Raw genomic sequence first — 26644 nt, forward strand, 5'->3', positions numbered from 1 at the left:
GCTCCGGCGGACGTGCCGATCGCCTGGCAACACGGCGGCGTCGCGGTGATACCGCCATGACATCAGTGCCCGAGGGGAACCCGCTCGACATGCCCGACCAGGCGCGGACAGCGCTCCTTCAGCCCGAGCCGGTGCTCACCAGCACCGGCATCCCGCAGCGGACCGGCCCCGCCGTCGAGGGGAGCCGCCCGAGCCGCATCTACGCCCTCGACGGCCTGCGCCTCCTCGCGGCCCTCACGGTCGTCATGTTCCACTACATGGCGCTCACCGGACGATGGCCGGAAACCGATTCCCGGGCCAGATTTCCGGCCACCTACCCCGTCGCCGCCTACGGCTGGCTCGGCGTCCAGCTCTTCTTCCTGATCAGCGGCTTCGTGATCTGTATGAGCAGCTGGGGCAAGCCGCTCCAGTCGTTCTTCGTCTCGCGCGTGGTGCGGCTCTACCCCGCGTACTGGTTCGCGGTCATCGCCACCACCGCGGTCGTGGCCGCCGTGCCGGGGGGCCTCAGCCCACACCCGGTCGACGCGGTCCTCACCAACCTCACGATGTTCCAGGAGCCGATGGGCGTCCAGAGCGTCGACAGCGTCTACTGGACCCTCTTCGCCGAGCTGCGGTTCTATCTGCTCTTCGCGGTGGTCGCCTGGCGCGGGCTGACCTACCGCCGCGTCCTGTTCTTCTGCTGCGCCTGGGCCGTGGCCGGCGCGCTCACCTACCAGGCGGACTCCCGCACCCTGCGGATGATCGTCATGCCGGACAACAGCTGGTGCTTCATCGCGGGTGTGGCCTTCTATCTGATGTACCGGTTCCGGCCGAACCTGATGCTCACCGGCATCGTCCTGTTCAGCCTCGCCGCCTCGCTGCCCGCCACCCGCAGCACCTGGGCGCACGCCCAGGAGCGCCTGAGCCACCCGGTGCCGTACTGGCCGGTCGTAGTGATCATGGCGGCGTGCTTCGCGGTCATGGGCCTGGTCGCCACCGGGAAGCTCTCCTGGATCCAGTGGCGCTGGCTGCCGTACGCCGGCGCCCTGACGTATCCGCTCTACCTCCTGCACGAGTACATCGGCTGGGAGATCATCGGCGCGCTCTCCCCCCAGGTGAAGCCGGTCCCGCTGGTCAGCGGGGTGATCGCGCTGATGCTGCTGGTGTCCTGGCTGGTGCACCGGTACGTGGAGCGGCCCCTGGGCAAGCGCCTCAAGCGGGGCCTGAACCAGCTCTGACATGAAGCGGCCCCGGAGAGTTCCGAAGAACTCCCCGGGGCCACCCCGCCGACCCCCGTACGGCGGCTATTCGCTCGCGATGGCTCCGAGCACGTTCATGCGGCCCGCCCGGAAGGCGGGGACCAGGGCGGCGAACAGACCCACGAACGCCGATCCGACGAAGACCGTGAGGATCGTCGGCCACGGGATGTCCAGGACCCCCAGGCCCTCCAGGGCCAGCAGCTTCTGCGCGGTCGTCCCCCAGGCCATGCCGAGGCCGAGGCCCAGCAGGGCGCCGAAGAGGGCGATCACCACCGACTCCAGGCGGATCATCCGGCGCAGCTGGCGGCGCGAGAGGCCGATGGCGCGCATCAGGCCGATCTCCCGGGTCCGCTCGACCACCGACAGGGCCAGCGTGTTCACCACACCGAGCACCGCGACGATGATCGCCAGGGCCAGCAGGCCGTACACGATGTTCAGCAGCTGCCCGATCTGGTCCTTCAGGTCCTTCTTGAAGTCCGTCTGGTCCTGCACCTTGTACTGCGGGTACTTCTTCAGCGCGGCCTTCAGGGCCGCGTAGGCCTCCTTGGCCTTGCCGTCCTCGGCCTTGGCGAACATGATCATGTTCTTCGGCACCCGGTCGGCGGGCAGATAGCGCTCGGCGGTCGTGACGTTGGTGTACATCGCGCCCTTGTCGACATTGGTGTCGTCCGAGGTGATCGCCGCGACCTTGAGGCGGGCCGTGCGGCCGCCCTTGAAGGCGACGGTCAGCGTGGAGCCGACCTTCACACCGTGCTCCTCGGCGAACTTGTCGCCGACCGACATCGCGTCCTTGCCGTACGCGTCGGAGAGCTTGCCGGAGACCGTCTCGCGGCGCAGGTCCTCGGCGTAGGTCGGGCTGGCCGCGGCCAGGTCCTCGCTGCCGGTCCTGCCGTCCGGGGTGGTGATCTTCACGTCCACCGACTTGTAGTCGGTGACATGGGCGATGCCCGGGGTCCTGCGCAGGGCATCGGCGGCCTGCGGCACGATCGGCCGGCCGTCGTTGCCGCCCGACTGGACGATGAAGTCCGCGCCGACCGACTTGTCGAGCTCGGCGGTGGCCGAGGCGACCATCGAGGAGCCGACCACCGCCAGACAGGCCACCAGGGCGAGCCCGATCATCAGGGCCGCGCCGGTCGCTCCCGTACGCCGCGGGTTGCGCAGCGCGTTGCGCTCGGCCATCCGGCCGACGGGGCCGAACATCCGCAGCACCAGGACGCTGATCACCCGCACCACACCGCCCGCGAGCAGCGGGCCGATCACCACGAAACCGATGAGCGTGAGGACCACACCCAGGGCCAGGACCCCCGAGCCGGACTTGGCCTTGTCGGCGTGGGCCGCGGCGTAGAGGCAGGCGGCGCCGGCGCCGGTGAGGACCAGGCCGATGACCGCCCGGACCAGGCCCGCCTTGCCGTCGGCCGGCGTGCCGGCGTCGCGCAGGGCCGCCATGGGCGAGATCTTGCCCGCCCGGCGGGCCGGGAGGTAGGCGGCGAGGACGGTGACGACGATGCCGAGCAGCATGCCGACCGCCGGGGTCGTCCACTTGACCGTGAGGTCGTCGGTGGACAGCTCCAGGCCCATCGAGCCCATGATCTTCATCAGGCCGACGGCCAGACCGACGCCCGCGCCGACGCCGAGGACCGAGCCGAAGAAGCCGAGCAGCAGCGCCTCGACCAGGACCGAGCGGTTGACCTGCTTGCGGCTGGAGCCGATGGCCCGCATCAGACCGATCTCGCGGGTGCGCTGGGCGACCAGCATCGAGAAGGTGTTGATGATCAGGAAGATGCCGACGAGGAAGGCGATTCCGGCGAAGCCGAGCATCGCGTACTTCATCACGTCCAGGAAGGAGCCGAGCGAGTCGCGGCCCGATTCCTTGGCCTCGGCGGCCGTCTCCAGCTTGTACGTCCCGGCGCCGAGCGTGGCGGCGACGTTCCGCTTCAGCTGCACGTCGCTGACGCCCTCGGCGGCGGTGAGCGAGACGTTGGTGAACAGGCCGGTGCGGCCCAGCAGTTCGCGCTGGGCGGTGGCGGTGTCGAAGTAGACGATCGCCGCGCCCGGGTTGGTCACCTTGAAGGAGGCGATGCCGGTGATCCTCGCCGTGAAGTCACCGGTGACGGCGATGGTGCGCAGCTCGTCGCCGATCTTCAGGTCGTGCTTGTCGGCGGTGTCGGCGTCGACCATCATCTCGGTCGGCCCGCGCGGGGCGTGGCCGGAGGTGATCTCCATCGCCTTGAGGTCGTTGCCCGTCCAGTTGGCCGCGATCGTGGGGCCTCCGTTGGAGGAACCCATGTTCTCGTTCTCGGAGTTGACGACCGTGACGCTGGAGCTGGAGACGCCGCCCTCGGCGGTCTTCACCCCGGCGGCGCCGCGCGCCTTCTGAAGGACCGAGGCGGGCAGCGTCTCGGGCCTGCCGGTCTGCGGGCGGTCGTCGGCCTTGGCGTTCTTCGGGCTGACGGTGACGTCGGCCGCGGTGGCGGCGAAGAGCTTGTCGAAGGTGGTGTTCATGGTGTCGGTGAAGACGAGCGTGCCGCACACGAACGCCACCGAGAGCAGGACCGCGACGGCCGAGAGGGCCATCCGTCCCTTGTGCGCGAAGAAGTTGCGCATCGAGGTCTTGAGCACGGTCACGACGTCCGCCCCCGCGCGTCGAAGTCCTTCATGCGGTCGAGCACGGCCTCCGCGGTCGGGCGGAACATCTCGTCGACGATCCGGCCGTCCGCGAGGTAGAGCACCCGGTCCGCGTACGAGGCGGCGACCGGGTCGTGGGTGACCATCACGATGGTCTGGCCCAGCTCGTCCACCGAGCGGCGCAGGAAGCCGAGGACCTCGGCGCCCGCGCGGGAGTCCAGGTTCCCGGTCGGCTCGTCACCGAAGATGATCTCGGGCCGGGCCGCGAGGGCGCGGGCCACCGCGACGCGCTGCTGCTGACCGCCGGAGAGCTGGGTGGGGCGGTGCTTGAGCCGCCCGGCGAGCCCGACGGTCTCCACCACGCGGTCCAGCCACTCCCGGTCGGGCTTGCGGCCCGCGATGTCCATCGGGAGTGTGATGTTCTCCAGGGCGTTGAGCGTCGGCAGCAGGTTGAACGCCTGGAATATGAAGCCGATGCGGTCGCGGCGCAGCTGGGTGAGCTTCTTGTCCTTGAGGCCGGTGATCTCGGTGTCGTCCAGGTAGATCTGTCCGCCCGTCACCGTGTCGAGCCCGGCCAGGCAGTGCATCAGCGTGGACTTTCCGGAGCCCGAGGGGCCCATGATCGCGGTGAACTGCCCGCGCGCGATGTCGACGTCCACGTGGTCGAGGGCCACGACGCGGGTCTCCCCCGACCCGTACGCCTTGACGACCTGGCGCGCCCGAGCCGCGACCGCCGTTCGCCCTCCAGTGCCCCCGTGCCTGGGAATGGTCACAGCCGTTGTCACGGTTCTTCTCCTCGTTGCGAGTCAGTGCGTCTGCGCGCCGGTGGCTCGGCGTTCCGGTGGTCCGGAGCCTCGTCGCCGCCGCGTGTCGTGCGTACGTCTTGAGTCTGGCGATCGAGGACGCCCGGCACCCTGGTGCCCGGCGGTGTCTTGAGTGGGGGGCTAGCCCCACCTCCCACCTGCGGCCCCCCGCAGCCGCTCGATGTAGGACCACGTTAAAGAACCGCTCCCCCTCTTCTCGTCCTCCGCCAGGACGAACACTCCCTGCCCCGAAGTAGGGAGGATCCCGTAGGGGCTCTCCACCCCAGGGCTGAGTCCCGCCCGGGGGCATCTCCACCCGGGACGCTCTCTTTCCCTCCCGGGGCGGGGACGGGGAGTGGCGGCGATCCGCCGCCCCGGCCGACCGCACCCCTGGGGACCTCGGGGACCCAGGAAAAGTTACCTACGGTAACAGGCCGTGCGGATGTCCGCGTACCGAAATTTTCCCGCCAAGGGCTCCCCATCCCTCTTACCGACCGGTAGGTTCGCCGCCACCCACCAGCGCTTCCGGCTTCCCGTCCCCCCTCTGCAAGGAGCAGCCGAATGACGCCCCACCACCCCTCCCCCGGACTCCCCCAACTCCGCGGTGCCTACCGTCTGTTGCGACGCGTCTCCACGCTCACCGCCCTCGGGTACTTCGTCCTCTTCCTGCTCCTCTCCGGGTACGCCCCGGGCCTCCTCTCCCAGCACATATCCGGAGGGCTCACCGCCGGACTGCTGCTCGGGCTCTGCCAGTTGCCCGTGACGCTGGCCGCGGCGGCCGTGTACGAGTGGACCGCCCAGCGCACCGTCGACCCGCTCGCCGCTGCGCTGCGCCACCAGGCGGCACAGCGGCCGGCGCACTCCCGCCGGTACACCGACGGAGGCCCCCGATGACCGGATTCGCCTCCGACGCCCGGGCCATGTCCCTGGTCGCGTTCATCGCGGTGATCACCGTGACCCTGCTCCTGTGCGTGATGACCGCCCCCGACCGGGACGACCTCGGCGAGTTCTACACCGGCTTCCGCTCGCTCTCGCCGCTGCGCAACGGCCTGGCCATCGCCGGGGACTACGTCTCGGCGGCCACCGTGCTCAGTACGGTCGGCGTCATCGCCCTGACCGGGTACGACGGTCTCGTCCTCACCCTGAGCACCGCCCTGTCGCTGGTGCTGCTGATGTTCCTGCTGGCCGAACCGCTGCGCAACGCGGGGAGGTTCACCATGGGCGACGCGTTCGCGCGGCGGGCGCCCGGGCCCGCCGTCCGGGTCACCGCGTGCCTGGTCACGCTCGCCGCGCTGCTGCCGCTGATGGTGGTCCAGCTGGCCGGAGCCGGTGACCTCATCGCGTTCGTCCTGGGCTTCGACACCGCCCGCTTCAAGACCGGCTGCGTGGTGATGCTCGGCCTGCTGATGATCGGCTACGCGGCGATCGGCGGCATGAAGGGCACCGCCTTCATCCAGGCGGTCAAGACCGTCGTCCTCGCCCTCTCCTCGCTCGCCGTCGCCGCCCTGGTCCTGCACCGGTACGGCTGGAGCGCCGGGCGGCTGCTCGGCGAGGCGGCGCGGGGCAGCGGCGCGGGCCCGGCGTACCTCTCCTCCGGGCTCCAGTTCGGCGGCGACGCGCTGGACATGGTCAGTTCGCAGCTCACGGTGGTGATCGGCGCGGCCTGTCTGCCGCACATCACCATGCGGATGTACAGCGCCCGCAGCGCCCGCGCGGTGCGGCGCTCGCTCTCCTGGGCGGTCTCGGCCGTCGTGGTGATCTGCTGCGCGCTGATCGTGATCGGCTTCGGCGCGGCGGCCGTCGTGGGCCGGCGCGCCCTCACGGCGGCGGACCCACAGGGCAGGACGTCCATCCTGCTCACCAGCCAGGCGCTCGTCGGCCCGCACGCCTCGACGGCCGGCAGCCTGCTCTTCACCGCGGTCGCCACCGCGATCTTCATGACGCTGCTGGCCTCCCTCTCCGGAATGACCCTGGCGTGCGCCAACTCGCTCGCGCACGACCTGGTCGCCCACGCGGTGCGCGGCAGGACCGGGGTACGCGACGCCACCGAGACGAACACGGCCCGGATCGCCGCGCTCGCCGTCGGCGTCCCGGCGATCGCGCTGGCGACGGCGGCCCAGAACCACAACCTCCAGCCGCTGGTCACCCTCTCCTTCTGCCTGGGCGCGTCCGCCCTGGCCCCGGCCCTCGTCCTCAGCCTGTTCTGGCGCCGCTACACCCGGGCCGGGCTGCTGTGCACGCTGATCGGCGGAACGCTCTTCACGGTGGTGGTGATGACCGGCACGAAGCTGGTGTCGGGCTCGCCCCAGTCCGTCTTCCCCGCCCATGACTTCACCTGGTTCCCGTTCACCACGACCGGCATCGTCTCCATCCCGTTCGGCTTCGCGGCGGGCTGGCTGGGCACGGTGCTCAGCCGCCGCGACGTCTACGCCCAGCGGCAGCGGTACGAGGCGGTGGAGGGCTGGATCCTGGCGGGCGCCAGGCGCTGACGCCCCGCCGTGGATCCGGGTCCCGGCGGCCGCGTGCCGGGCGACGGGGCGCGGACAGGGGTTCGAAGACAGGCTCTCAGCCCTCCGCCGGGGCCCGCCCCGTCAGTCCCGCCAGGCTGCTGCGCACGTGCGCCATGTGCGCGACGGCCTCCTCCCGGGCCTGGGCGTGCTCGCGCAGCACCCGTTCGGTCTCGCGCGCGATCCGCTCGGCCCGGACCCGCGCCGCCGCGACCAGCTCCGCACCCCGCGCCTCGGCGTCCTCCTGGCCGTGGCGGGCGGCTTCCCGCTCCTCGGCGAAGGCCCGTTCCGCCTCGGCCAGCGCGGCTTCGGCCCGGGCGGTCAGTTCGGCGTGCCGGGCGTCGAGCTCGGCCTCCCGCGCGGCCGTCTCCCGGTCGAGGGCCTCCAGGCGCCCGGTGTGCTCGCGCTCCTGCTCGGCCCGCGCGGCCCCGGTCCGCTCGCGCACCTCGCGCAGCGCGTCCGCCGCCTCGGCGCGCCACTCCTCCGCCTCGGCACGGGCCTGCTCCAAGTGCTCGTCGGCGCTCGCGCGGGCCGCGAGCAGCAGGTGCCGCGCCCGCTCCTCGGCCTCCGCGCGGACGGTCCCTGCGTGGTCGCGGGCGGCTTCGCGGGCGCGGCGCCCGGCCGCGTCCGCCGCGTCGCGCACGGCCGCCGCCTCCTCCTGGGCCGCCGCCCGTACGGCGTCGGCCTCCTCGACCGCGAGGGCGTACAGCGCCCGCGCCCGGCGGCCCAGCGACTCGTACGACTGCGGGCCCAGTGCCGCGACCCGCTCGCGCAGGGCCGCCGCTTCCGTCTCCATGCGCTTGGCGAGGACGGTGAGCCGTGCCGCGCGCTCCCAGGCGGCGTCGCGTTCCTCGCCCAGGGCGCCCAGCCGACGGTCGACCTGGTCGGTCCGGTAGCCCCGGCCGCCCCGGACGACGGCGAAATCCCGGGGTGGCTGCGGTGGTTCGGGCGCTGCGCTCATCTGTGACGTCCTCCGACCTCTTCGACCTCTCCGAACACGACGCGATCCGGCCACATCCTGCTGGATCGAAGCGAAGTGGTCATAACGCGACACTCCGCCCATCCGTAACGGTCAAGGATGCGTCAACTGCCGCCAGAACCGGAAGCCGTACGGAAACGGGTGCCGGAACGGCGACGAGGCGCCCGCCGCACGGCCGCGGCGAACACCTCGTCATATCAACGCACTTGCCCGCGTACGTATCCGTACGCTTCCGTACACATCCATACGCCTCCGTACGCCCCCGTACGCCTCCCGCCGCCCGCTCAGAGCAGCCCGTCCCAGAACTGCTCCAGCAGCACCGACCACCAGCTCTCCGGCGACGCCAGCGCCGCCGGGTCCAGCGCGGCGAGCTGCGCCTGGAAGTCGACCGTCCAGCGGCCCGCCTGCTCGGGGTTGAGCCCGTAGCGCAGCCGCCACATCCGGCCGAGGAGCGCCATGCAGCGGACGAACTCGGGCAGCCCCGAGTTCACGAACTGCGGCGGCACGGACTGGCCGCCCGGACCCGCCTCCACCGGCACCGCGACGATGTGCGCGGTGCCGTACTGGACACAGACCGCCCGGCCGAAGTCCGAGCCCATGACCAGGTACGAGCCCGCGTCGGGGGCCGCCTGCACCTGCCGCTGGGCGGCCAGTTCGGCGAGGGTCGGGACCGGCTGGCCGGGCACGGCCTGCGCCCAGAAGAACGGTCCGAAGTCGACCGGCAGCCCCGCCCACACCAGCGTCACCGCGACCGCCTCGGGCACGCCCTGGCGGGACACCGCCCGCTGGTCGAAACGGAAGACGCCCTGTGGGCCGAAGGCACCGGCGAGCTCGTGCGCCACGCCCTCCGGGGGGAGCGGCGGCGCGGGCTGCACCCGCGGCAGCGGCGCGCGCACCGGCTGCGGCCGGGCGGGACCGTCCGCGACCTGCGCCAGCTCGCCCTGGTGGGTGAGCAGGTGCTGGATGCCCTGGCGGCGCGAGGCGTGGTCCGTGCCGTACGGGGCGACGGAGGTGATCCGCACCTGCGGCCAGGTCTCCCGGATCATCCGGGCGCAGTAGCCACCGGGCAGCTCGCACGAGGCCAGCTCGGTGTGCAGCTCCAGGACGTGGTCCGGCGGCACGTTCATCGCGCGCAGCTCGTGGAAGATCTGCCACTCGGGGTGCGGGATGCCGGGCGCCGAGCGCCGGATGAGCTGCTGCTCGGAGCCGTCGGCGGCGCGGTAGCGGAGCACGGCCTGGTACCCCGGTCCCACGGTCGGCACCCCGGTGGGCTGCTGGGGGTAGCCGTACGCGGGCGGCTGCGGGGGCTGCGGCGCGCCCGGCCCCAGCTGGGCGGGCCCGGCGAGCATCGTGGCGGCGTGGTGGACGCCGCCGGGCCCGGCGGGCGCGCCGGGGGCCCCGGGCGGCCCGGGAGGCTGGGGCGCGCCGGGCCGTCCCCCGCCGCCCAGCTGACTGGGGTCGGCGAGCATGGTCGCGGCGTGGTGCGCACCGCCACCGGCGCCGGGCACCCCGGGGGCGCCGGGGGGCTGGGGCGCGCCGGGCACGCCCGGAGGCCCCGGCGGCTGGGGCGCACGGGCGGTGCCGGGGGCGCCGGGCGGCCCAGGAGGCGCGGGCGGCTGCGGGCCGGCTCCGAGCTGACTGGGGTCGGCCAGCATGGTCGCGGCGTGGTGCACGCCCCCGCCCGGCGGCGGCGGCGCGGGCGCCCCGGCAGGCTCCGGCCCTTCGGGCCCGAGCTGCGAGACCAGCTGCGTGGGTACGTAGGCGGGCGCCCCACCCGCCCGCGCCCCCGGAACCCCGGGCTCCCCGGGCGGCGGCGGAGTACTCCCCCGCGCCCCACGCGGAGGAGCGGCCTTACGGGTGGCGGCATCGGCGATGTCGGCGGCGGAGGGGGGTGTGCCTTGGGCGGGGGTGGGGGTGCCGGGGGCGCCGGGGCCCTGGGGCACACCGGGGGCGCCCGGGGCGCCGGGCCCACCGGGGCCGGGGGGCACGCCAGGCACGCCGGGGCCGCCCGGGGCTTCGGGCGCACCGGGGCCGGGAGGCACGCCCGGGCCGACCGGCGCACCGGAGCCACCGGGCGCACCAGGGCCGCCGGGCGCGTCGGGCGCACCCGAACCCGCCCCGCCGGGCAGCCCCGGCGGCGGGGCCTGCGGGTCCAGTGCCGGGGCGATGGCGGTCGGCGGAAGCTGGCTGCCGCCCTGGAGCAGCGCCGTCTTGGCCTCCGGGAGCACCCTCGGCGGCGGGGTGTCGTCCAGGTCCGAACCGGACAGCGGCGGGGCGAACACCGTCGCCGGAAGCGGGACGGAACCCTCGTCCGACCCGGCGTTCGTGTCCGTACCCGCCCACGGGGTCGCCCCGGCCGGCGCGTCGCCCGCGGGCGAGGGCCACGGCACGGGACCGGACGACGCGGGGGCGGGGGCGGGCCAGGTGGGCGGCTTGTCCTGCGCGGCGGCCGGGGACGGGCCGGGAGCCGGGCCCGGGGCGGGCCACGCGGGCGGCGCGTCCCGGTCGGCGGCCGGAACCTGGCCAGAAGCCGGGGTCGAGGCCGGGCCCGGGGCGGGCCACGCGGGCGGCGCGTCCTGGGCCGACGCCGCATCCTGGGCGGGGGCTGCCGGAGTCGGTGTCGCGGTCGGGGCGGGCCACGCGGGCGCCGCGTCCTGATCGGCGGCGGGAGCCGGGCCGGAAGCCGGGGGCGGAGTCGGAGCCGAGGCGGCGGCCGGGGCCGGGGTCGACGCGGAGGGCGGCGGCCCGTTTTCGTCCCGGCGGTCCGGGATCCCCATCCGGTCCGCCGCCTCCTGCAACCACTCCGGCGGCGTCAGCAGGAACGATGTCTGGTTGAGGTCGATGCGTGCGGGCGCGGGCGCGGGCGCGGGCACCGCGTCCTCGGGCTCGTCCGGCACGCCGTACTCCTCCTCGTACCGGCGGATCACCTCACCCACCGGCAGGCCGGGCCACAGCGTGGCCTCCCCGCTGTCCCGGGCGATGACGAGCCGCTGGCGGCCGCCGTCCGAGGACGGGCCCTCGGCCCGGTCCTCGGCCCACACCACGAACCCCAGCTCGAACTCCCGCACCCGCACCTCGCGGTGCTGGTACGCGGGCACGTCCCCGTTGATCCACTCTTCCGCGCGCTCCTGCGCCTGGGCGAAGGTCACCATCACACTCACTCCCCCACCGGCACGGCGCGCGCGAAGCCGCCGTCCACCATCAGGTTCGCCACGGTCTCCAGCTCCGGCGGGTTGCCCGCCAGACGCTGGAGGAAGTCGTCGAAGTCGGCGCCGCAGGGCAGCAGCAGCCGCTCCACGCGCTCCTGCACACCCCAGCCGTCCTGGTCGCGCGCGTCGTCGTACGCGCAGAACCAGACCGAACCGGTCCCGGCACCCTTCACCTTCACGGCGAGGATGCCGCCCTGGACGAAGGCCACGCCCAGGTAGTCCTTGGTCAGATGGTCGCGCAGGCACTTGTTGACGTAGACGAGGTCGTTGACCGCCGCCTGGTCGCGCACGGTGAAGAACGGCTGGTCCACCAGCAGCCCCAGCTCCGCGTCGAGCGCCGCGCCCACCGGCGCGCACCCGCCCGCCGCCTTCAGGAAGGTCCGGTAGGCCCCCGGCAGCCGGTACCCCAAGTCCTCCTCCACGCCCAGGATCTGGGCCTCGGAGACGCAGACCAGGTCCTTGGGCACTCCGAAGTGCGCCGGGCGCGTCTCCTGGAGCGGGCGGGTGCCGCGCTTGTCCTGGTCGACACCGGCCGTCGTCAGCCCCCCGTGGTGGCGCAGCAGCGCCTTCACCTCGACCGGGACCAGTTCGAGGCGGCGGGTGCCGGGCACGTGGTGCCAGGTCCAGCCGTGCGGGGTCGCGACGGCGGGGACGGTGTCCCACAGCTCGTGCCCGTCGGCGGCGAGCGCCGCGTTGGCCGAGACGTAGTCGGTCAGCCGCAGCTCGTCCACGCCGAAGCCCTCCGGCGGCTCCGCGATCTCCGCTGCGGCACGCGCGTACGCCGAGAAGTCCGGGTAGCCGTCACCGTCCACCCGTACCCCTCTGGGGTGGCGGGAGGCGCGGACCGGGTCCGGGAAGTTCACGACCTGCCCGGCGTAGGCCGCGTTCGGTGGCGCGGCGTGCCCGAGCCGACCTGTCGTCATGGCGGATGCCCCCTGCGTGCGAGCTGCTGCGTCTGGCTGGTGAGGACCAGACTATGCGGTGGGGCAATACCGGGCCCCTGCCGTGCGCCCGGCCCCCGCACCACCGTGACCTGGTGTCACAACCGGGTCACCGTGCGGCGATGGTGACGACACGGACGTAGTGACATCAGAGCCCCAGCTTCCGTACCACTGGGCACATTTGGCAGTCTGTTCCCGCAACGGGGCGTTAACGGGGGCGTTGACACCGGCGGCGAAGAGCGTCGGCAACGGGAGGGACAGCGAGCACCATGCACGGAACGACCGACATATCGGGTACGGCGGCGAAGGCCTCCCGGGCCGGGGCACCGGGGGCGGGAGACCCCCGGGCGGGGGCGCCGGGGGCGGGTCCGGGCGCGGGTCCGGGGGCGGGGGACCCCCGGCTCCAGTGGAGCGGTACGGCCGTCTCCGCGCCGGTTCTGCTGCACCGCCGCGACGGCATCCTTCCCGCCGTGGCCGCCGCGCTCTCGGTCCGGGGCGAGACGCTGACCTGCACCGCCGGAAAGGGCGACCAGCCGCCGGTGCTCCACCCGCTCGTACAGGACTTCCACGACACCCTCACCAGCGGCCAGCGCGAACGCTTCACCGGGCGCTGCCCCGAGGCGATCCTGCTCTCGCGCCGGCTCTCCTTCCTGGAGTCGGCCCGCGCGGGCAAGTCCCGCAGGTCCGGCCGCAAGCCGCTGACCCACAGCGAAGCGCGCCGCGCGCTCAAGCACGCCAAGGTCACCGCCCGCCGCATCCGCGAGGACGGCGACCCGCTGCACGGCAGCTACGCCCCGCCCTGCCGCTCCTGCACCGCGCTGCTCGCCCACTTCGGGGTGCGCGCCGTGGACCCCGCCGCCGAGAAGGGCTGAACCGCACACGATGCCGGACGTCTCCACCACCCGCTTCCCCGTGCCCGTCGACGCCGCGCTGCGCGCCGCCGGGTGGCACCCGGGGCGCTGGGACATCAGGCAGGCCGAGGCCTGGGCCGACGTACTGCGCTCGCACACCTCGCCCGCCGGGCACCGGCACACCGTGTTCCCGGCGGCCGTGGAGGCGTGGGCGGAGTTCGGGGGCCTGCGGCTGACGGCGCCGGGGCCCGGCCGCCACAACGCGCCCGCCACGGTCCGCTTCGACCCGGTGGCCGGGCTGCACCTGGCCCGTACGTTCGCCGACCTCGGCCGGGCGCTGGAGACGGAGCTGGCGCCGCTGGGGGAGGAGGGGGAGCAGCAGGCGGTTCTGGCGATCGATGCGGAGGGGAGGGTGTACAGCATCGACCACACGGGGGACTGGTATCTGGGGGCGGACCTGGATCTGGCCCTGAACACCCTGCTGACAGGCATCCAGCCCATCCGCCTGACGTCCCCGCGGCCCTGATCGGCCCGGCCTTCGTCTGCGGGCGCGTGGGTGGCCGGTCGCGCGGTTCCCCGCGCCCCTGAGGCAACCGCCCGCAGCCGGAGACCCAGCTCAGCCCCAGCCCCCCAGGGGCGCGGGGAACTGCGCGGCCAGCCACCACAACCCGCACAAGAAACACCGCCCCCCGCACACCCCCTAGGGGCGCGGGGAACCGCGCGAGCAACCCACCACGGTCCGCAGACGAACCCCGGGCCGAAAAGGGGCGCGGGGAACTGCGCGAGCAACCCCCACTCAGCCGCAGACGAACCCCGGGCCGATCAGGGACGCGGGGAACCCCGGGACGGGAGTACTGCCGATACTCGCCAGCCCCCCGCGTCCGTGACGCCCGAGACGAACACACCCCCCAGCCCCAGCACCCGCTCCCGCATCCCCACCAGCCCATTCCCCCCACTGGGCAGCCCCGCGTCCGCCGTCGCCCCGTCCGCCGGGCCGTTCTCGATCTGCATCGCCACCTCCGCGTCCCGGTGGGCGAGGCGGACCATCACCTTGGCGCCCGCCGCGTGCTTGTGCACATTGGTGAGCGCCTCCTGGATCACCCGGTACGCGGTCTGCTCCACCAGCGCGTCGTACGCCCGCTCCACACCGTGCACCGTCAGCTCCACCACCATCCCGGCCGCCCGGGACTGGCCGATCAGCGCCTCGATGTCGGCCAGGCACGGCCCCTCCTCCGCGGCCGCGGCCGCCGCGGCGGCCGCCGCGCCCACGGCCGCGAGCGGGACCGCCACCGGCACGTCCGCCCGGTCCGCCCGCCGCACCACCTCCCCCGTACGCAGCACGCCCAGCATCTCGCGCAGCTCCGTCAGCGCCTGGCGCCCCATGTCACCGACGAGGACCGCGTTCTTGACGGCCTTCTCCGGGTCCTTGCGCGCCACCGCCTGGAGCGCCGCCGCGTGCACCACCATCAGGGACACCCGGTGGGCGACCACGTCGTGCATCTCCCGGGCGATCCGGGTGCGCTCCTCCGTACGGGCCCACTCCGCGCGCTCCTCCGCGCGGTCCGCCAGCAGCGAGAGCTCCCGCTCCAGGGAGTCGGCGCGCTCGCGCAGCGACTCCATCAGCCGGCGCCGGGCCCCTATATAGAGCCCCAGGAGCAGCGGCGGGGCGGTCAGGCCGAGCGCCATCACCCCGGAGAAGAGCGGGACCAGCCAGCGCCCGCCGTCGAAGGCGCCGTCGTCGACGCTCTGGTTCATCCGTACGAACGTGACGATGAAGGTGCCCGCCAGGCACATTCCGGCCAGCGCGGCGGTGATGCGGCGCGGCACCTCGGACGCGGCGAGCGTGTACAGGCCGACGATGCCGAGCAGGAACCCCATATTGGCCGGGGTCACGGCGATGGAGACCAGCACGACGGCGACCGGCCAGCGCCGCCGCCCGGCCAGGGTCACCCCCGCCACCAGCCCGAAGAGCACCCCGGCCGGTACGGGGACCCCCGCGTCCCCGGCGAACTTCACACCCTCCAGTGCGCACTCGAACGCGGAGGCCAGCCCCAGTCCGATGTCCAGGGCGGCACCGCGCCGCCGTTCCCACCACCACCAGCCGCGGGAGGTCGTCCCCGCGGAGTCGTGGTCTGCCCCCGTTGCGGTCATGCCATCCAGCCTACGGGCGCCCGCCAGCGATTTTCCGGTGACTTCACCAGTACCGAACGCGATCGAACACGCGGGGTTCCGGCGCCCGTCCGCCCGTCCGGCGACCGGAGCGAACTCTTCCGTAGGTCACCGGGTACGCCACCGGGTACCTCACCGGGTCCGCCGCCAGGAGCGTCAAGAACGGGAGCAGCCAGCGCCCCGAGCGCACCGGAGCGCCGGGAGCGGATCTCCACCGTCGCATGGAAGGCGCTTGGTACGGCATAGTGTTGGGTGCCGATCCGGCGACCTGACGCAATGTCCGGTTAAGCCGGTTTCCATCCCCCGTGGTGTAATTGGCAGCACTGGGGCTTTTGGTGCCCTATGTCCGGGTTCGAGTCCTGGCGGGGGAGCTTCTGCGTCGGGTCCTGACCGTTTCGGTCAGGGCCCGCCGCATTTCCCCCTCCCCCACCCGGATTTCCGCCCGCCAACCCCCCGGTATCCTGCGGATGTCCACCCCACAAAGCCGAAGGGCATTCCCGTGAGCGCCACTCTTCCCCAGGTTCTCGGCTCCGCTCGAACCGGGGATACCCCACTGGCGGCCGTCGTCGTCCTCGCCGCGGGCGAGGGCACCCGTATGAAGTCGGCCACCCCCAAGGTCCTGCACGAGATCTGCGGGCGCTCGCTCGTCGGTCACGTCGTGGCCGCCGCCCGTGAACTCGACCCCGAGCACCTCGTCGTGGTCGTCGGCCACGCCCGCGAGCAGGTCGGCGCCCACCTCGGCGCGATCGACGCCTCGGTGCGCACCGCCGTCCAGCACGAGCAGAACGGCACCGGCCACGCGGTCCGGATGGCGCTGGAGGAGCTCGGCCAGTCCATCGAGGGCACCGTCGTCGTGGTCTGCGGCGACACCCCGCTGCTGACCGGCGACACCCTGGCCGCCCTGACCCGTACGCACGAGGCGGACGGCAACGCCGTCACCGTGCTCACCGCCGAGGTCCCCGACTCCACCGGCTACGGCCGGATCGTGCGCGACGCCGCCTCCGGCGCGGTCACCGCGATCGTCGAGCACAAGGACGCCACCGAGGAGCAGCGGGCGATCCGGGAGATCAACTCCGGGGTGTTCGCGTTCGACGGCGCCCTGCTCGCGGACGCGCTGGGCAAGGTCCGCACGGACAACAGCCAGGGCGAGGAGTACCTCACCGACGTGCTCGGCATCCTGCGCGAGGCCGGGCACCGCGTGGGCGCGTCGGTCGGCGGGGACCACCGGGAGATCCTGGGGATCAACAACCGCGTGCAGCTCGCGGAGGCGCGCCGGCTGCTGAACGACCGCCTGCTGGAGCGGGCGATGCTGGCGGGTGTCACGGTCGTGGACCCGGCCACCACGTTCATCGACGTGACCGTCACCTTCGAGCAGGACGCGCTGGTGCACCCCGGCACCCAGCTGCTGGGCTCCACGCACCTGGGCCGTGGCGCCGAGGTCGGTCCGAACACGCGGCTCACCGGCACGAAGGTCGGTCCGGGGGCGCGGGTGGACAACACCGTGGCGTACGACTCCGAGATCGGCGAGGGCGCGTCGGTGGGTCCGTACGCCTATCTGCGGCCCGGCACCCGTCTCGGCGTGAAGGCGAAGATCGGTACGTACGTGGAGACGAAGAACGCGACGATCGGCGAGGGCACCAAGGTGCCGCACCTGTCGTACGTGGGCGACGCGACCATCGGCGAGTACTCGAACATCGGTGCGGCGAGCGTCTTCGTGAACTACGACGGCGAGGCCAAGCACCACACGACGATCGGCTCGCACTGCAAGACGGGTTCGGACAACATGTTTGTTGCTCCTGTCACAGTGGGGGACGGCGCCTACACCGCGGCGGGCTCGGTCATCACCAAGGACGTGCCCGCGGGTTCGCTGGCCGTGGCCCGTGGCCAGCAGCGGAATATCGAGGGCTGGGTGGCCCGCAAGCGGCCGGGCAGCGCGGCCGCGCAGGCGGCTGCGGCCGCTTCCGAAGAGGCCGTTGGCGAAAACTGACGGGAAACATCCGCGCCTGTCACCGCGTACCGTGATAGGCGCACACGATTCGGCTGGCTCGTCGCCAAGGGACCGCGCGGGCTCAGCAGCAGAAAACACCTCTGAGGAGACAGTGCTGTGACCGGGATCAAGACGACCGGCGAGAAGAAGCTGATGCTCTTCTCCGGCCGCGCCCACCCCGAGCTGGCCGAGGAGGTCGCGCACCAGCTGGGTGTCGGCCTCGTGCCGACGAAGGCCTTCGACTTCGCCAACGGTGAGATCTACGTCCGCTTCCAGGAGTCGGCGCGGGGCGCGGACTGCTTCCTGATCCAGAGCCACACGGCTCCGATCAATAAGTGGATCATGGAGCAGCTGATCATGATCGACGCGCTGAAGCGCGCGTCGGCCCGCTCCATCACCGTGATCGTGCCGTCCTACGGGTACGCCCGCCAGGACAAGAAGCACAAGGGCCGCGAGCCGATCTCCGCCCGGCTGATCGCGGACCTCCTGAAGACGGCGGGTGCCGACCGGATCCTCACGGTCGATCTGCACACCGACCAGATCCAGGGCTTCTTCGACGGCCCGGTCGACCATCTCACCGCGCTGCCGGTCCTCGCGGACTACGTGGGCGCCAAGGTGGACCGCTCCAAGCTGACGATCGTCTCGCCGGACGCCGGCCGGGTGCGCGTGGCCGACCGCTGGTGCGACCGTCTGGACGCGCCGCTCGCGATCGTGCACAAGCGCCGCGACAAGGACGTCGCCAACCAGGTGACCGTCCACGAGGTCGTGGGTGATGTCGAGGGCCGTGTCTGCGTCCTGGTCGACGACATGATCGACACCGGCGGCACGATCTGCGCCGCCGCCGACGCGCTGTTCGCGCACGGCGCGGAGGACGTCATCGTGACGGCCACGCACGGCATCCTGTCCGGCCCCGCGGCCGACCGTCTGAAGAACTCCAAGGTCAGCGAGTTCGTCTTCACCAACACGCTGCCCGACCCGGCCGACCTGGAGCTGGACAAGGTCACCGTCCTGTCCATCGCCCCGTCGATCGCCCGCGCGGTCCGCGAGGTCTTCGAGGACGGCTCGGTCACCAGCCTCTTCGAAGAGCAGTAGGCACGAAACCCCAGGTCACCGGGGTCACAGAAGATCCTTTTGGGTGCGGCCTCCCGGCCGGGTAGACTCATCGAGTTGCTCGGCGAGGGAGGCCGTACCCGTTTTCCGGTACGGCGGTCCGTTATCGACGCGCTCTTCGTAGCAGGCCAGTCGTGGCCGGGTAACCAGCCACCCTTTTCCACCTGCTTATACGAGGAGTGCACATGTCCGAGGTCAAGCTCGCCGCCGAGGTCCGTTCCGAGTTCGGCAAGGGCGCCGCCCGCAGCATCCGCCGCGCCAACAAGGTCCCCGCGGTCGTCTACGGCCACGGCACCGAGCCGGTCCACGTCACCCTGCCGGGCCACGAGCTGCTGCTCGCCCTGCGTACCCCCAACGTCCTGCTCTCCCTGGACATCGACGGCAAGAACGAGCTGGCGATCCCCAAGGCCGTCCAGCGTGACGCCATCAAGGGCTTCCTGGTCCACGTCGACCTGCTGCTCGTCCGCCGCGGCGAGACGGTCACGGTCGAGGTCGCCGTCGAGACCGAGGGCGACCTGGCCCCGGGCAGCTTCCTCGTCGAGAACGTGCTGAACACGCTCTCCGTCGAGACCGAGGCCACCCACATCCCGACCTCCGTCACCGTCTCCATCGAGGGCCTGGAGGCCGGCGCCTCCATCCTCGCCAAGGACGTCCCGCTGCCCAAGGGCACCACCCTGGCCACCGACCCCGAGGCCGTCGTGGTCCAGATCCTGTCGGCGCAGGCCGAGGAGCCGGCCGCGGAGTCCGCCGAGGGCGAGACCACCGAGGCCTGAGCCGTACGCTCTGCCTGACGGGGTGGCGGGCCACTGCGGCCCGCCACCCCGTTTTTCTCTGTCGGCACGGATGAGGGACGCAGCACAGATGACCACGGATGCGAACGCGCCCTGGCTGGTCGTGGGCCTGGGCAACCCTGGCCCCGAGTACGCGGGCAACCGGCACAACGTCGGCTTCATGGTGGCCGACCTGCTCGCCTCCCGCGTCGGCGGCAAGTTCAAGGCGCACAAGGCGCGCGCCCAGGTCGTCGAGGGGCGGATCGGCCCGGCCGGGCCCCTCAACCGCCGGGTGATCCTGGCCAAGCCGCTGTCGTACATGAACCTCTCCGGCGGTCCCGTCACCCAGCTGCGCGACTTCTACAAAGTGCCGGTCGAGAACATCGTCGCCGTCCACGACGAGCTGGACATCGACTACGGGGTGCTGCGCGTGAAGTTCGGCGGCGGCGACAACGGCCACAACGGTCTGAAGTCGATGACCAAGTCCTTCGGGCCGGACTACCACCGGGTGCGCTTCGGCATCGGGCGCCCGCCCGGCCGGATGCAGGTCGCGGACTTCGTCCTCAAGGACTTCTCCTCGGCCGAGCGCAAGGAGCTCGACTACTTCGTGGACCGCGCGGCCGACGCCGTGGAGGCGCTGGTCGTCGAGGGCCTTGAGCGGGCGCAGTCGACGTACAACTCCTGACGCGGGCACGGGGAGAGCCCCGGCGGCCGTCCGGCCCCCGGGGCTCTTTCCTGTGCGCGTGCGGGGGTCAGCCGGTGTTGCGCAGGCCCGCCGCCACACCGTTGACGGTCAGCAGCAGCGCCCGCGCCAGCAGCGGGTCGGGGCTCTCGCCGCGCTCGGCCTCGGCGCGCTGGCGCGCCAGCAGGGCGACCTGGAGGTAGGAGATCGGGTCCAGGTAGGCGTCGCGGATGGCGAAGGTCTGCTGGAGCACGGGGTGCGAGCCGAGCAGTTCGTCACCGCCGGTGATCCGCAGGACCTCGCTGACGGTCAGCGCGTGCTCGGCCTCGATGGTGGCGAAGACGTGCTTGAGGTCCTCCGGCACCAGGGTGTCCACGTAGTGGCGGGCGATGCGCAGGTCGGTCTTGGCGAGCGTCATCTCCACGTTGGAGATGAAGTTCCGGAAGAAGTGCCACTGCTCGTGCATCTCGTCCAGGACGGTGTCCAGACCGGCCTCGCGCAGCGCCTTGAGGCCCGAGCCCACGCCGTACCAGCCGGGGACGATCTGGCGCGACTGGGTCCAGCCGAACACCCACGGGATCGCCCGCAGCCCGTCCAGGCCCGCGCCGGAGTCCGGGCGGCGCGAGGGGCGCGAGCCCAGGTGCAGCTCGGCGAGCTGGTCGACGGGGGTGGAGGCGAAGAAGTACGCGGGCAGGTCCGGGTCCTCGACCAGCCTGCGGTAGGCCGCGTGGGCGGCGTCGGAGACCGTGTCCATCGCCGCGTCCCAGCGCGCCAGCGCCTCGTCGGACTGGCGCGGGGCGGTGTGCAGGGCGGACGCCTGGAGGGTGGCCGCCACCGTCAGCTCCAGGTTCTCCCGGGCGAGGGAGGGGATGAGGTACTTGTCGGAGATGACCTCGCCCTGCTCGGTCACCTTGATCTCGCCCTCCAGGGTGCCCCAGGGCTGGGCGAGGATCGCGTCGTGCGAGGGGCCGCCGCCGCGGCCGACGGTGCCGCCGCGGCCGTGGAAGAGCCGCAGCCGTACGCCGTAGCGGTGGGCCACGTCGCGCAGCCGGCGCTGGGCGCGGTGGATCTCCCACTGGGAGGTGGTGATGCCGCCGAACTTGGAGGAGTCGGAGTAGCCGAGCATGACCTCCTGGACGTCGCCGCGCAGCGAGACCAGGCGCCGGTAGGAGGGGTCGGCCAGCATCTCGTCGAGGATGACGTCGGCGGCGCGCAGCTCGTCGGTGGTCTCCAGGAGCGGCACGATGCCGATCTTCGCCCAGCCCGCGTGCAGGTCGATCAGTCCGGCCTCGCGGGCGAGGACGGCGGCGGCGAAGACGTCGTCGGCGCCCTGGCACATCGAGATGATGTACGACTCGATGACCTCGGGGCCGAACCGCTCGAAGGCCTCCTTGACCGTGCCGAAGACGCCGAGGGTCTTCTGCCCGGCCTCGTCCAGCGGAGCGGGCGTGGGGGCCAGCGGGCGCCGGGAACGGAGCTCCTTGGCGAGCAGCTTCTGGCGGTACTCGCGCGGCATGTCCGCGTACCGCCAGGACTCCTCACCCAGACGGTCGAAGAGCTGCCCGAGGGCGTGGTGGTGCGCGTCGGCGTGCTCGCGTACGTCCATGGTGGCGAGCTGGAGGCCGAAGGCGGCGAGGGTGCGGATGGTGCGGTCCATCCGGCCGTCCGCGAAGAGCTCCCCGCGGTGGGCCCGCAGGGACGTCTGGATGAGGGTGAGGTCCGCGAGGAGCTCGGAGGTGCCCAGGTAGTCGCGGCCGGGCCGGTGCGCGGTGCCCTTGGCGAGCCGCTCCTTGGTGTTGACGAGCTTCTGGCGTACGCAGGTTGCCTTGAGCCGGTAGGGCTCCTCCGCGTTCAGCCGCTTGTAGCGGGGGCTGATCTCGGGGAGCGCCTCCAGGTCGGCCTGGAGGGAGGCGAGGAGCTCCTCGGTGGCGCCCGCGTAGCGGATCGAGTTGGAGAGCAGGCCGCGCAGGTAGTCGATCACCTCGAGCGCGTCGTTGATGCCGTGCTCGTGCTGGAGGATCAGGACGTCCCAGGTGACCTGCGGGGTCACATTGGGGTTGCCGTCGCGGTCGCCGCCGATCCAGGTGCCGAAGGTGAGCGGGCGGGTGCCCGCGGGCAGCTCGACGCCGACCCGGGCGAGCTCGGCCGCCAGGTCCTCCAGGACGTCGCCGACGGCGCCGGCGTGCAGCTCGTCCAGGTAGTAGATGGCGTTGCGGGCCTCGTCGGCGGGCTCGGGACGCACCACGCGCAGCTCGTCGGTCTGCCAGATGAGGTCGATGTTCTCGGCGAGCCGCAGATCGACGCGGCGCCGGTCGGCCTCGGTGACCGGGGTCTCCAGGAGGGCGGCGATACGGCGGAGCTTGTTGAGGACCGAGCGGCGGGCCGCCTCGGTGGGGTGCGCGGTGAAGACCGGGCGCACGTTCAGGTTCTTGACGGTCTCGCGCAGGTGCTCGGGGTCGGCGTCCTTGAGCATGTCGGCGGTGCGGGCGAGCAGCCCGCCCTCGGCGGCCCGGTGGGCGCGCAGCTCGCGGCCGCGGTGCACCTGCTCGGTGACGTTGGCGAGGTGGAAGTAGGTGGAGAAGGCGCGGACGAGCTTGGCGGCGGTCTCCACCTCGGTGCCGCCGAGCAGCTCGGCGGCGGCCTCGCCGTCCGTACGGGTGAGGGCGCGTACGCGCTCCACGAGCTCCAGGAGCTCGGGTCCTTCCTGGCGGACGAGCGCCTCGCCCAGGAGATCACCCAGTCGGCGGATGTCGGCGCGAAGCTCGGGGCTGGCGGCGTGGGTCTGGTCGGCACTGCTCACAGGTGCGGCTCCTTGCAGTGTTTGAGCACGTCTGGAGGGGTACTGGAGGCTTGCGGACCGCGCTGTCCGACGAGACACAGGATAGGTGTCCGTACGTGCGACGCGGTCCACTGCCCTCTTGTGCCCTCTTGTACGGCGGCGGGGCACTGCCATACTTACGTCGCCGTAGGTTACGGAGCCGTAGCCACGGCCTCTCGCCTCTCCACTCACCCCACGGGGGGATCCCCAATGACCACAAGCCCCGACCTCATCGATCCGGCCACCGAGCCGCCGGGTTCCCCCGCCACGCGCGGGGGCGAGAGCAAACGGTCCATCGAACAGATCGCGCTGCTGCTCTTCATCGTCGTCCCGTTCGTGGCGCTGCTCGCCGCGGTGCCGCTGGCCTGGGGCTGGGGTGTGAGCTGGCTGGACCTCGGCCTGCTGGTGTTCATGTACTACTGGGGCTGCCACGGCGTCACCATCGGCTACCACCGCTACTTCACGCACGGCTCGTTCAAGGCCAAGCGCCCCTTGCGCATCGCGCTCGCGGTGGCCGGTTCCATGGCGGTCGAGGGGCCCCTGGTGCGCTGGGTGGCCGACCACCGCAAGCACCACAAGTTCTCCGACGCGGAGGGCGACCCGCACTCTCCGTGGCGGTTCGGCGAGACGCTGCCCGCGCTGATGAAGGGCCTGTGGTGGGCCCACATCGCGTGGATGTTCAACGAGGAGCAGACCTCGCAGGAGAAGTACGCGCCGGATCTGCTCAAGGACCCGGCGATCCGCCGGATCTCGCGCGACTTCGTCTACTGGACGATCCTGTCCCTGGCGATTCCGCCGATCGTGGGCGGTCTGGTGACGATGTCGTGGTGGGGCGCGTTCACCGCGTTCTTCTGGGGCTCGCTGGTGCGGGTCGCGCTGCTGCACCATGTGACCTGGTCGATCAACTCCATCTGCCACGCGGTGGGCAAGCGCCCCTTCAAGTCCCGTGACCGCTCCGGGAACGTGTGGTGGCTGGCGGTTCTGTCGTGCGGCGAGTCCTGGCACAACCTTCACCACGCCGACCCGACCTCGGCCCGGCACGGCGTGATGCGCGGCCAGATCGACTCCAGCGCGCGGATCATCCGCTGGTGCGAGCAGCTCGGCTGGGCGTACGACGTGCGCTGGCCCAGCGACGACCGGCTCGACGCCAAGCGCAGCGAGCCCGGCGCCCCGTCCCGGCGGGCGGAGAAGGCCCACGAGGAGAGCGCCCGTAAGGACAGGGCCGCGAAGGCGGCATGATGGAGGACGTGGCGACCGACTCCAGCACCACCCGCGCGACCGGCACCAACGGCTCCGCGGGCACCGAACGACCCCGGCGGACCCGCCGTACCCGGATGACGGGTGCGCAGCGCCGCGAGCAGTTGCTGGACATCGGCCGCACGCTCTTCGCCGAGAAGGGCTTCGAGGGCACCTCGGTGGAGGAGATCGCGGCGAAGGCCGGGGTCTCCAAGCCGGTGGTCTACGAGCACTTCGGCGGCAAGGAGGGGCTGTACGCGGTGGTGGTCGACCGGGAGATGCGCTCGCTCCTGGACGGGGTGACCGGCGCCCTGACGGCCGGGCACCCGCGCGAGCTCCTGGAGCAGGCCGCCTTCGCGCTGCTCGACTACATCGAGAAGTACACGGACGGGTTCCGCATCCTGGTGCGGGACTCGCCCGTGGCGCAGTCCACCGGCACCTTCGCCTCGCTGATCTCCGACATCGCCACCCAGGTCGAGGACATTCTCGGCCTGGAGTTCAAGGCCCGCGGCTTCGATCCGAAGCTGGCGCCGCTGTACGCGCAGGCGCTGGTCGGGATGGTGGCGCTGACCGGGCAGTGGTGGCTGGACGAGCGCAGGCCCAAGAAGGCGGAGGTCGCGGCCCACCTGGTGAACCTGGCCTGGCACGGCCTTGACGGACTGGAGCAGAAGCCCCGGCTGATAGGGCACCGCAGAAGCTGAGAGCACGTCTTCGAGCGGTGGCGGACCACTGAAGATCTCGAATGGGTCGCGAGTTCTCTCGTGACCCATTTTTCTCTTCAACCCCACGGATATCGGCTGTAAGCTTCACGCACATTCCCGGGGGGGATTTGGGCATTCCTTCGTGAGCGGCCATGCGCGCCTCGACGTACGTTCGACGCGCCGCGTGCGGGCCCCGCGAGGACTGTTCCCGCGTGCTCCGCTTTTCGCGTGATCCGCGATGAATTCCCCCCGGTTCCACCCGCATATTCCCTGGGGGGAATTTTGTCTTCTGTGCGCATCTCGCGCCCGGGCCGCCTCGCGGCCTGCACCGCCCTCGCGCTCTCGGCCGGCATGCTCCTTTCGGGCACGGCCGCGGCCGACGAGGCGCCGAAGGCGCCGCACACGGCCGTGAAGCCGGCCGGGCCCCGCCTCACCGCGCAGCCCTCGCTGACCCGGCCGCAGCCCGCCAAGCGGTCCGCAGCCGCCGCGGCCACCCCGCTCAAGCCCCGCCTGGACGTCGACAAGGACGGCTCGGGCGACCTCCTCTACCGCGCCATCAACGGCAAGACCTACCTGGAGACGGCCCAGCAGGACCAGGAGTTCGCCAACACCTTCGGCCAGTACAAGGACCTGATCGCCCCCGGCGACCTGGACGGCGACGGCGCCCCCGAGGTGCTGACCGTCTCCCCGACGGGCACCCTGTCGCTGTACTCGGGTGTGAGCACCAGCGGCACCGCGTACGCCTACTGGAGCGGCCAGGGCTGGAACGCGTACAACAAGCTCTTCGCCCCCGGTGACGTCAACGGCGACGGCAAGTACGACCTGCTGGCCCGGACGCCCTCCGGCGAGCTGTACCTCTACCTGGGCAACGGCAGCGCCACCGGCGACCCGTTCGCGTCCAAGGTCAAGGTGGGCGGCGGCTGGCAGGCCTACGACCAGCTGGTCGGCGCGGGCGACATGAACGGCGACGGCATCGGTGACGTCGCGGCCCGCACCCCCGGCGGCGACCTGTACTTCTACGCGGGCACCGGCAACGCCGCCGACCCGCTGAAGGGGCGCGTCCTGGTGGGCGGCGGCTGGGGCGCGTACAACCAGCTCCTGCCCCTGGACGACGCCAACAACGACGGTCTCGCCGACATCGTCGCGCGCAGCGAGGGCGGCACGCTCTACCTCTACCTCGCCGACGGCAAGGGCAACTTCCGGGAGCGGATCGGTGGAGGCGGCGACTGGAACGTCTCCACCGTGTTCGCCTCGCAGGGCGGCAACACCACGTACGGCAAGAGCGACCTGATGGGCCGGGACGGCAAGGGGACGCTGTACTCCTACTACTCCCTCAACAACGGGAAGCTGAGCGCCCGCCAGAAGGTGAGCAGCGACGGCGGCTGGCTCGGCGCGCGCATGGGCTACGCCTCCTCCCTGGACGGCGACGGCGACCCCGAGCTGACCGAGGTCTACGAGAACAACCTGTACGCCGACAGCGCCTACATCAGCGGCGGCTGGGGCGGCTACAACCTGGTCGTGGGCCCCGGGGACCTCAACAACGACGGCAAGGGCGACCTGCTCAGCCGGGACGGCTCCGGCACCCTCTACCTCCAGCGCGGCAACGGCGAGGGCACCGGTTTCGCCTCCCGCCTCAAGATCGGCGGCGGCTGGAACGGGTACAACCGGATCGTCGGCGCGGGCGACCTCACCGGGGACGGCCTGACCGACATCGTCGCGCGCACCGGCGACGGCAAGCTGTACCTGTACGCGGGCACCGGCTCCTCCGCGTCCCCGTTCCGCTCGCGCGTCTACGTCGGCCCCGGCTGGCAGCAGTTCCGGAACATCGCGGCCCCCGGCGACCTCAACGGTGACGGCCGGGCGGACCTGATCGCCACCAACTCCCGTGGCGAGGCGTTCCGTTACGACTCCAACGGCTACGGCGGCTTCAAGTCCCGGGTGAAGCTGGGCGACGGCTGGAACACCTACAACGACCTGTACTAGGAGTACCGCGCCGGTTCCCCGCGCCCTTGAGGGGG

Annotated in this window: 19 protein-coding genes and 1 tRNA gene; 13 read left to right on the top strand and 7 right to left on the bottom strand. The window is 72.4% G+C overall.

The window, feature by feature from the left end; translation table 11 throughout:
• The first annotated feature begins 56 nt into the window (after nucleotides 1-56).
• A complete protein-coding gene (locus ACZ4MU_RS00475) occupies nucleotides 57-1217 on the top strand; it encodes an acyltransferase family protein (protein ID WP_467869228.1) in 1161 nt (386 codons plus the stop codon).
• A 66-nt stretch (nucleotides 1218-1283) separates the two neighbouring features.
• Here ACZ4MU_RS00475 and ACZ4MU_RS00480 read toward each other — a convergent pair whose 3' ends face one another.
• Together ACZ4MU_RS00480 and ACZ4MU_RS00485 are read right to left on the bottom strand one after the other, a co-directional pair.
• Nucleotides 1284-3863, bottom strand: coding sequence for an ABC transporter permease (locus ACZ4MU_RS00480; protein WP_467869230.1), 2580 nt, complete (start codon nucleotides 3861-3863; stop codon nucleotides 1284-1286).
• Nucleotides 3860-4648 carry an ABC transporter ATP-binding protein gene (locus ACZ4MU_RS00485; RefSeq protein WP_467869232.1) on the bottom strand — a complete coding sequence of 263 codons (789 nt, stop codon included), beginning with the start codon at nucleotides 4646-4648 and terminating at the stop codon, nucleotides 3860-3862. Before ACZ4MU_RS00485 ends, ACZ4MU_RS00480 begins: the two co-directional genes overlap by 4 nt.
• Before the next feature lie 579 nt (nucleotides 4649-5227).
• On the opposite strand from ACZ4MU_RS00485, the gene ACZ4MU_RS00490 reads away from it, so the two are divergent.
• Both ACZ4MU_RS00490 and ACZ4MU_RS00495 read left to right on the top strand, forming a co-directional pair.
• A complete protein-coding gene (locus ACZ4MU_RS00490) occupies nucleotides 5228-5560 on the top strand; it encodes a DUF485 domain-containing protein (protein ID WP_467869234.1) in 333 nt (110 codons plus the stop codon).
• On the top strand, nucleotides 5557-7155 hold the full coding sequence (locus tag ACZ4MU_RS00495) for a sodium/solute symporter (protein ID WP_467869236.1): 1599 nt from the start codon (nucleotides 5557-5559) through the stop codon (nucleotides 7153-7155). The genes ACZ4MU_RS00490 and ACZ4MU_RS00495 overlap by 4 nt, the downstream gene beginning before the upstream one ends.
• Before the next feature lie 76 nt (nucleotides 7156-7231).
• Here the strand turns inward: ACZ4MU_RS00495 and ACZ4MU_RS00500 are convergent, their stop codons facing one another.
• The 3 genes from ACZ4MU_RS00500 to ACZ4MU_RS00510 all read right to left on the bottom strand — a co-directional run bounded on the left by ACZ4MU_RS00500 (nucleotide 7232) and on the right by ACZ4MU_RS00510 (nucleotide 12284).
• The gene (locus tag ACZ4MU_RS00500; protein ID WP_467869238.1) at nucleotides 7232-8134 is read right to left on the bottom strand and encodes a cellulose-binding protein; all 903 of its coding nucleotides are present in this window, start codon (nucleotides 8132-8134) and stop codon (nucleotides 7232-7234) included.
• 302 nt (nucleotides 8135-8436) lie between these two features.
• The gene (locus ACZ4MU_RS00505; protein ID WP_467869240.1) at nucleotides 8437-11304 is read right to left on the bottom strand and encodes an SUKH-4 family immunity protein; all 2868 of its coding nucleotides are present in this window, start codon (nucleotides 11302-11304) and stop codon (nucleotides 8437-8439) included.
• A 5-nt stretch (nucleotides 11305-11309) separates the two neighbouring features.
• Complete coding sequence (locus ACZ4MU_RS00510; protein ID WP_467869242.1) at nucleotides 11310-12284, bottom strand: SMI1/KNR4 family protein; 975 nt, start codon at nucleotides 12282-12284, stop codon at nucleotides 11310-11312.
• Between the two features lie 287 nt (nucleotides 12285-12571).
• Here ACZ4MU_RS00510 and ACZ4MU_RS00515 point away from each other — a divergent pair, with 287 nt between their 5' ends.
• Together ACZ4MU_RS00515 and ACZ4MU_RS00520 are read left to right on the top strand one after the other, a co-directional pair.
• A complete protein-coding gene (locus tag ACZ4MU_RS00515; RefSeq protein ID WP_467869244.1) occupies nucleotides 12572-13174 on the top strand; it encodes a YwqJ-related putative deaminase in 603 nt (200 codons plus the stop codon).
• 10 nt (nucleotides 13175-13184) lie between these two features.
• A complete protein-coding gene (locus ACZ4MU_RS00520; protein ID WP_467869246.1) occupies nucleotides 13185-13679 on the top strand; it encodes an SUKH-3 domain-containing protein in 495 nt (164 codons plus the stop codon).
• 296 nt (nucleotides 13680-13975) lie between these two features.
• On the opposite strand, the gene ACZ4MU_RS00525 is transcribed toward ACZ4MU_RS00520, so the two are convergent.
• A complete protein-coding gene (locus ACZ4MU_RS00525) occupies nucleotides 13976-15304 on the bottom strand; it encodes a sensor histidine kinase (protein ID WP_467869248.1) in 1329 nt (442 codons plus the stop codon).
• A 317-nt stretch (nucleotides 15305-15621) separates the two neighbouring features.
• On the opposite strand from ACZ4MU_RS00525, the gene ACZ4MU_RS00530 reads away from it, so the two are divergent.
• The 5 genes from ACZ4MU_RS00530 to pth all read left to right on the top strand — a co-directional run bounded on the left by ACZ4MU_RS00530 (nucleotide 15622) and on the right by pth (nucleotide 19874).
• A tRNA-Gln gene (locus ACZ4MU_RS00530) sits at nucleotides 15622-15693 on the top strand.
• A 128-nt stretch (nucleotides 15694-15821) separates the two neighbouring features.
• On the top strand, nucleotides 15822-17309 hold the full coding sequence (gene glmU, locus ACZ4MU_RS00535) for a bifunctional UDP-N-acetylglucosamine diphosphorylase/glucosamine-1-phosphate N-acetyltransferase GlmU (RefSeq protein WP_467869250.1): 1488 nt from the start codon (nucleotides 15822-15824) through the stop codon (nucleotides 17307-17309).
• Nucleotides 17310-17426: 117 nt separating this feature from the next.
• The gene (locus tag ACZ4MU_RS00540; protein ID WP_358836491.1) at nucleotides 17427-18401 is read left to right on the top strand and encodes a ribose-phosphate diphosphokinase; all 975 of its coding nucleotides are present in this window, start codon (nucleotides 17427-17429) and stop codon (nucleotides 18399-18401) included.
• Between the two features lie 203 nt (nucleotides 18402-18604).
• Nucleotides 18605-19192, top strand: coding sequence for a 50S ribosomal protein L25/general stress protein Ctc (locus tag ACZ4MU_RS00545; RefSeq protein WP_467869252.1), 588 nt, complete (start codon nucleotides 18605-18607; stop codon nucleotides 19190-19192).
• 88 nt (nucleotides 19193-19280) lie between these two features.
• Nucleotides 19281-19874, top strand: a complete 594-nt coding sequence (gene pth, locus ACZ4MU_RS00550; protein WP_467869254.1) for an aminoacyl-tRNA hydrolase — start codon at nucleotides 19281-19283, stop codon at nucleotides 19872-19874.
• Nucleotides 19875-19941: 67 nt separating this feature from the next.
• Here pth and ppc read toward each other — a convergent pair whose 3' ends face one another.
• Nucleotides 19942-22671, bottom strand: a complete 2730-nt coding sequence (gene ppc / locus ACZ4MU_RS00555; protein WP_467869256.1) for a phosphoenolpyruvate carboxylase — start codon at nucleotides 22669-22671, stop codon at nucleotides 19942-19944.
• 228 nt (nucleotides 22672-22899) lie between these two features.
• Here ppc and ACZ4MU_RS00560 point away from each other — a divergent pair, with 228 nt between their 5' ends.
• The 3 genes from ACZ4MU_RS00560 to ACZ4MU_RS00570 all read left to right on the top strand — a co-directional run bounded on the left by ACZ4MU_RS00560 (nucleotide 22900) and on the right by ACZ4MU_RS00570 (nucleotide 26609).
• The gene (locus ACZ4MU_RS00560; RefSeq protein ID WP_467869258.1) at nucleotides 22900-23928 is read left to right on the top strand and encodes an acyl-CoA desaturase; all 1029 of its coding nucleotides are present in this window, start codon (nucleotides 22900-22902) and stop codon (nucleotides 23926-23928) included.
• The gene (locus ACZ4MU_RS00565) at nucleotides 23928-24626 is read left to right on the top strand and encodes a TetR family transcriptional regulator (protein WP_467870556.1); all 699 of its coding nucleotides are present in this window, start codon (nucleotides 23928-23930) and stop codon (nucleotides 24624-24626) included. The genes ACZ4MU_RS00560 and ACZ4MU_RS00565 overlap by 1 nt, the downstream gene beginning before the upstream one ends.
• Before the next feature lie 291 nt (nucleotides 24627-24917).
• Nucleotides 24918-26609, top strand: coding sequence for an FG-GAP-like repeat-containing protein (locus tag ACZ4MU_RS00570; protein ID WP_467869260.1), 1692 nt, complete (start codon nucleotides 24918-24920; stop codon nucleotides 26607-26609).
• The last annotated feature ends 35 nt before the right edge of the window (nucleotides 26610-26644 follow it).

This window comes from Streptomyces sp. NPDC026377, from assembly GCF_055567715.1.

What these genes read in the sequence shown, in the direction of transcription:
- ACZ4MU_RS00510 (WP_467869242.1), bottom strand. Translation starts at nt 12,284, where the DNA reads ATGACGACAGGTCGGCTCGGGCACGCCGCGCCACCGAACGCGGCCTAC.
- ACZ4MU_RS00565 (WP_467870556.1), top strand. Translation starts at nt 23,928, where the DNA reads ATGGAGGACGTGGCGACCGACTCCAGCACCACCCGCGCGACCGGCACC.
- ACZ4MU_RS00515 (WP_467869244.1), top strand. Translation starts at nt 12,572, where the DNA reads ATGCACGGAACGACCGACATATCGGGTACGGCGGCGAAGGCCTCCCGG.
- pth (WP_467869254.1), top strand. Translation starts at nt 19,281, where the DNA reads ATGACCACGGATGCGAACGCGCCCTGGCTGGTCGTGGGCCTGGGCAAC.
- ACZ4MU_RS00505 (WP_467869240.1), bottom strand. Translation starts at nt 11,304, where the DNA reads ATGGTGACCTTCGCCCAGGCGCAGGAGCGCGCGGAAGAGTGGATCAAC.
- ACZ4MU_RS00475 (WP_467869228.1), top strand. Translation starts at nt 57, where the DNA reads ATGACATCAGTGCCCGAGGGGAACCCGCTCGACATGCCCGACCAGGCG.
- ACZ4MU_RS00490 (WP_467869234.1), top strand. Translation starts at nt 5,228, where the DNA reads ATGACGCCCCACCACCCCTCCCCCGGACTCCCCCAACTCCGCGGTGCC.
- ACZ4MU_RS00525 (WP_467869248.1), bottom strand. Translation starts at nt 15,304, where the DNA reads ATGACCGCAACGGGGGCAGACCACGACTCCGCGGGGACGACCTCCCGC.
- ACZ4MU_RS00500 (WP_467869238.1), bottom strand. Translation starts at nt 8,134, where the DNA reads ATGAGCGCAGCGCCCGAACCACCGCAGCCACCCCGGGATTTCGCCGTC.
- ACZ4MU_RS00545 (WP_467869252.1), top strand. Translation starts at nt 18,605, where the DNA reads ATGTCCGAGGTCAAGCTCGCCGCCGAGGTCCGTTCCGAGTTCGGCAAG.
- ACZ4MU_RS00495 (WP_467869236.1), top strand. Translation starts at nt 5,557, where the DNA reads ATGACCGGATTCGCCTCCGACGCCCGGGCCATGTCCCTGGTCGCGTTC.
- ACZ4MU_RS00560 (WP_467869258.1), top strand. Translation starts at nt 22,900, where the DNA reads ATGACCACAAGCCCCGACCTCATCGATCCGGCCACCGAGCCGCCGGGT.
- ACZ4MU_RS00520 (WP_467869246.1), top strand. Translation starts at nt 13,185, where the DNA reads ATGCCGGACGTCTCCACCACCCGCTTCCCCGTGCCCGTCGACGCCGCG.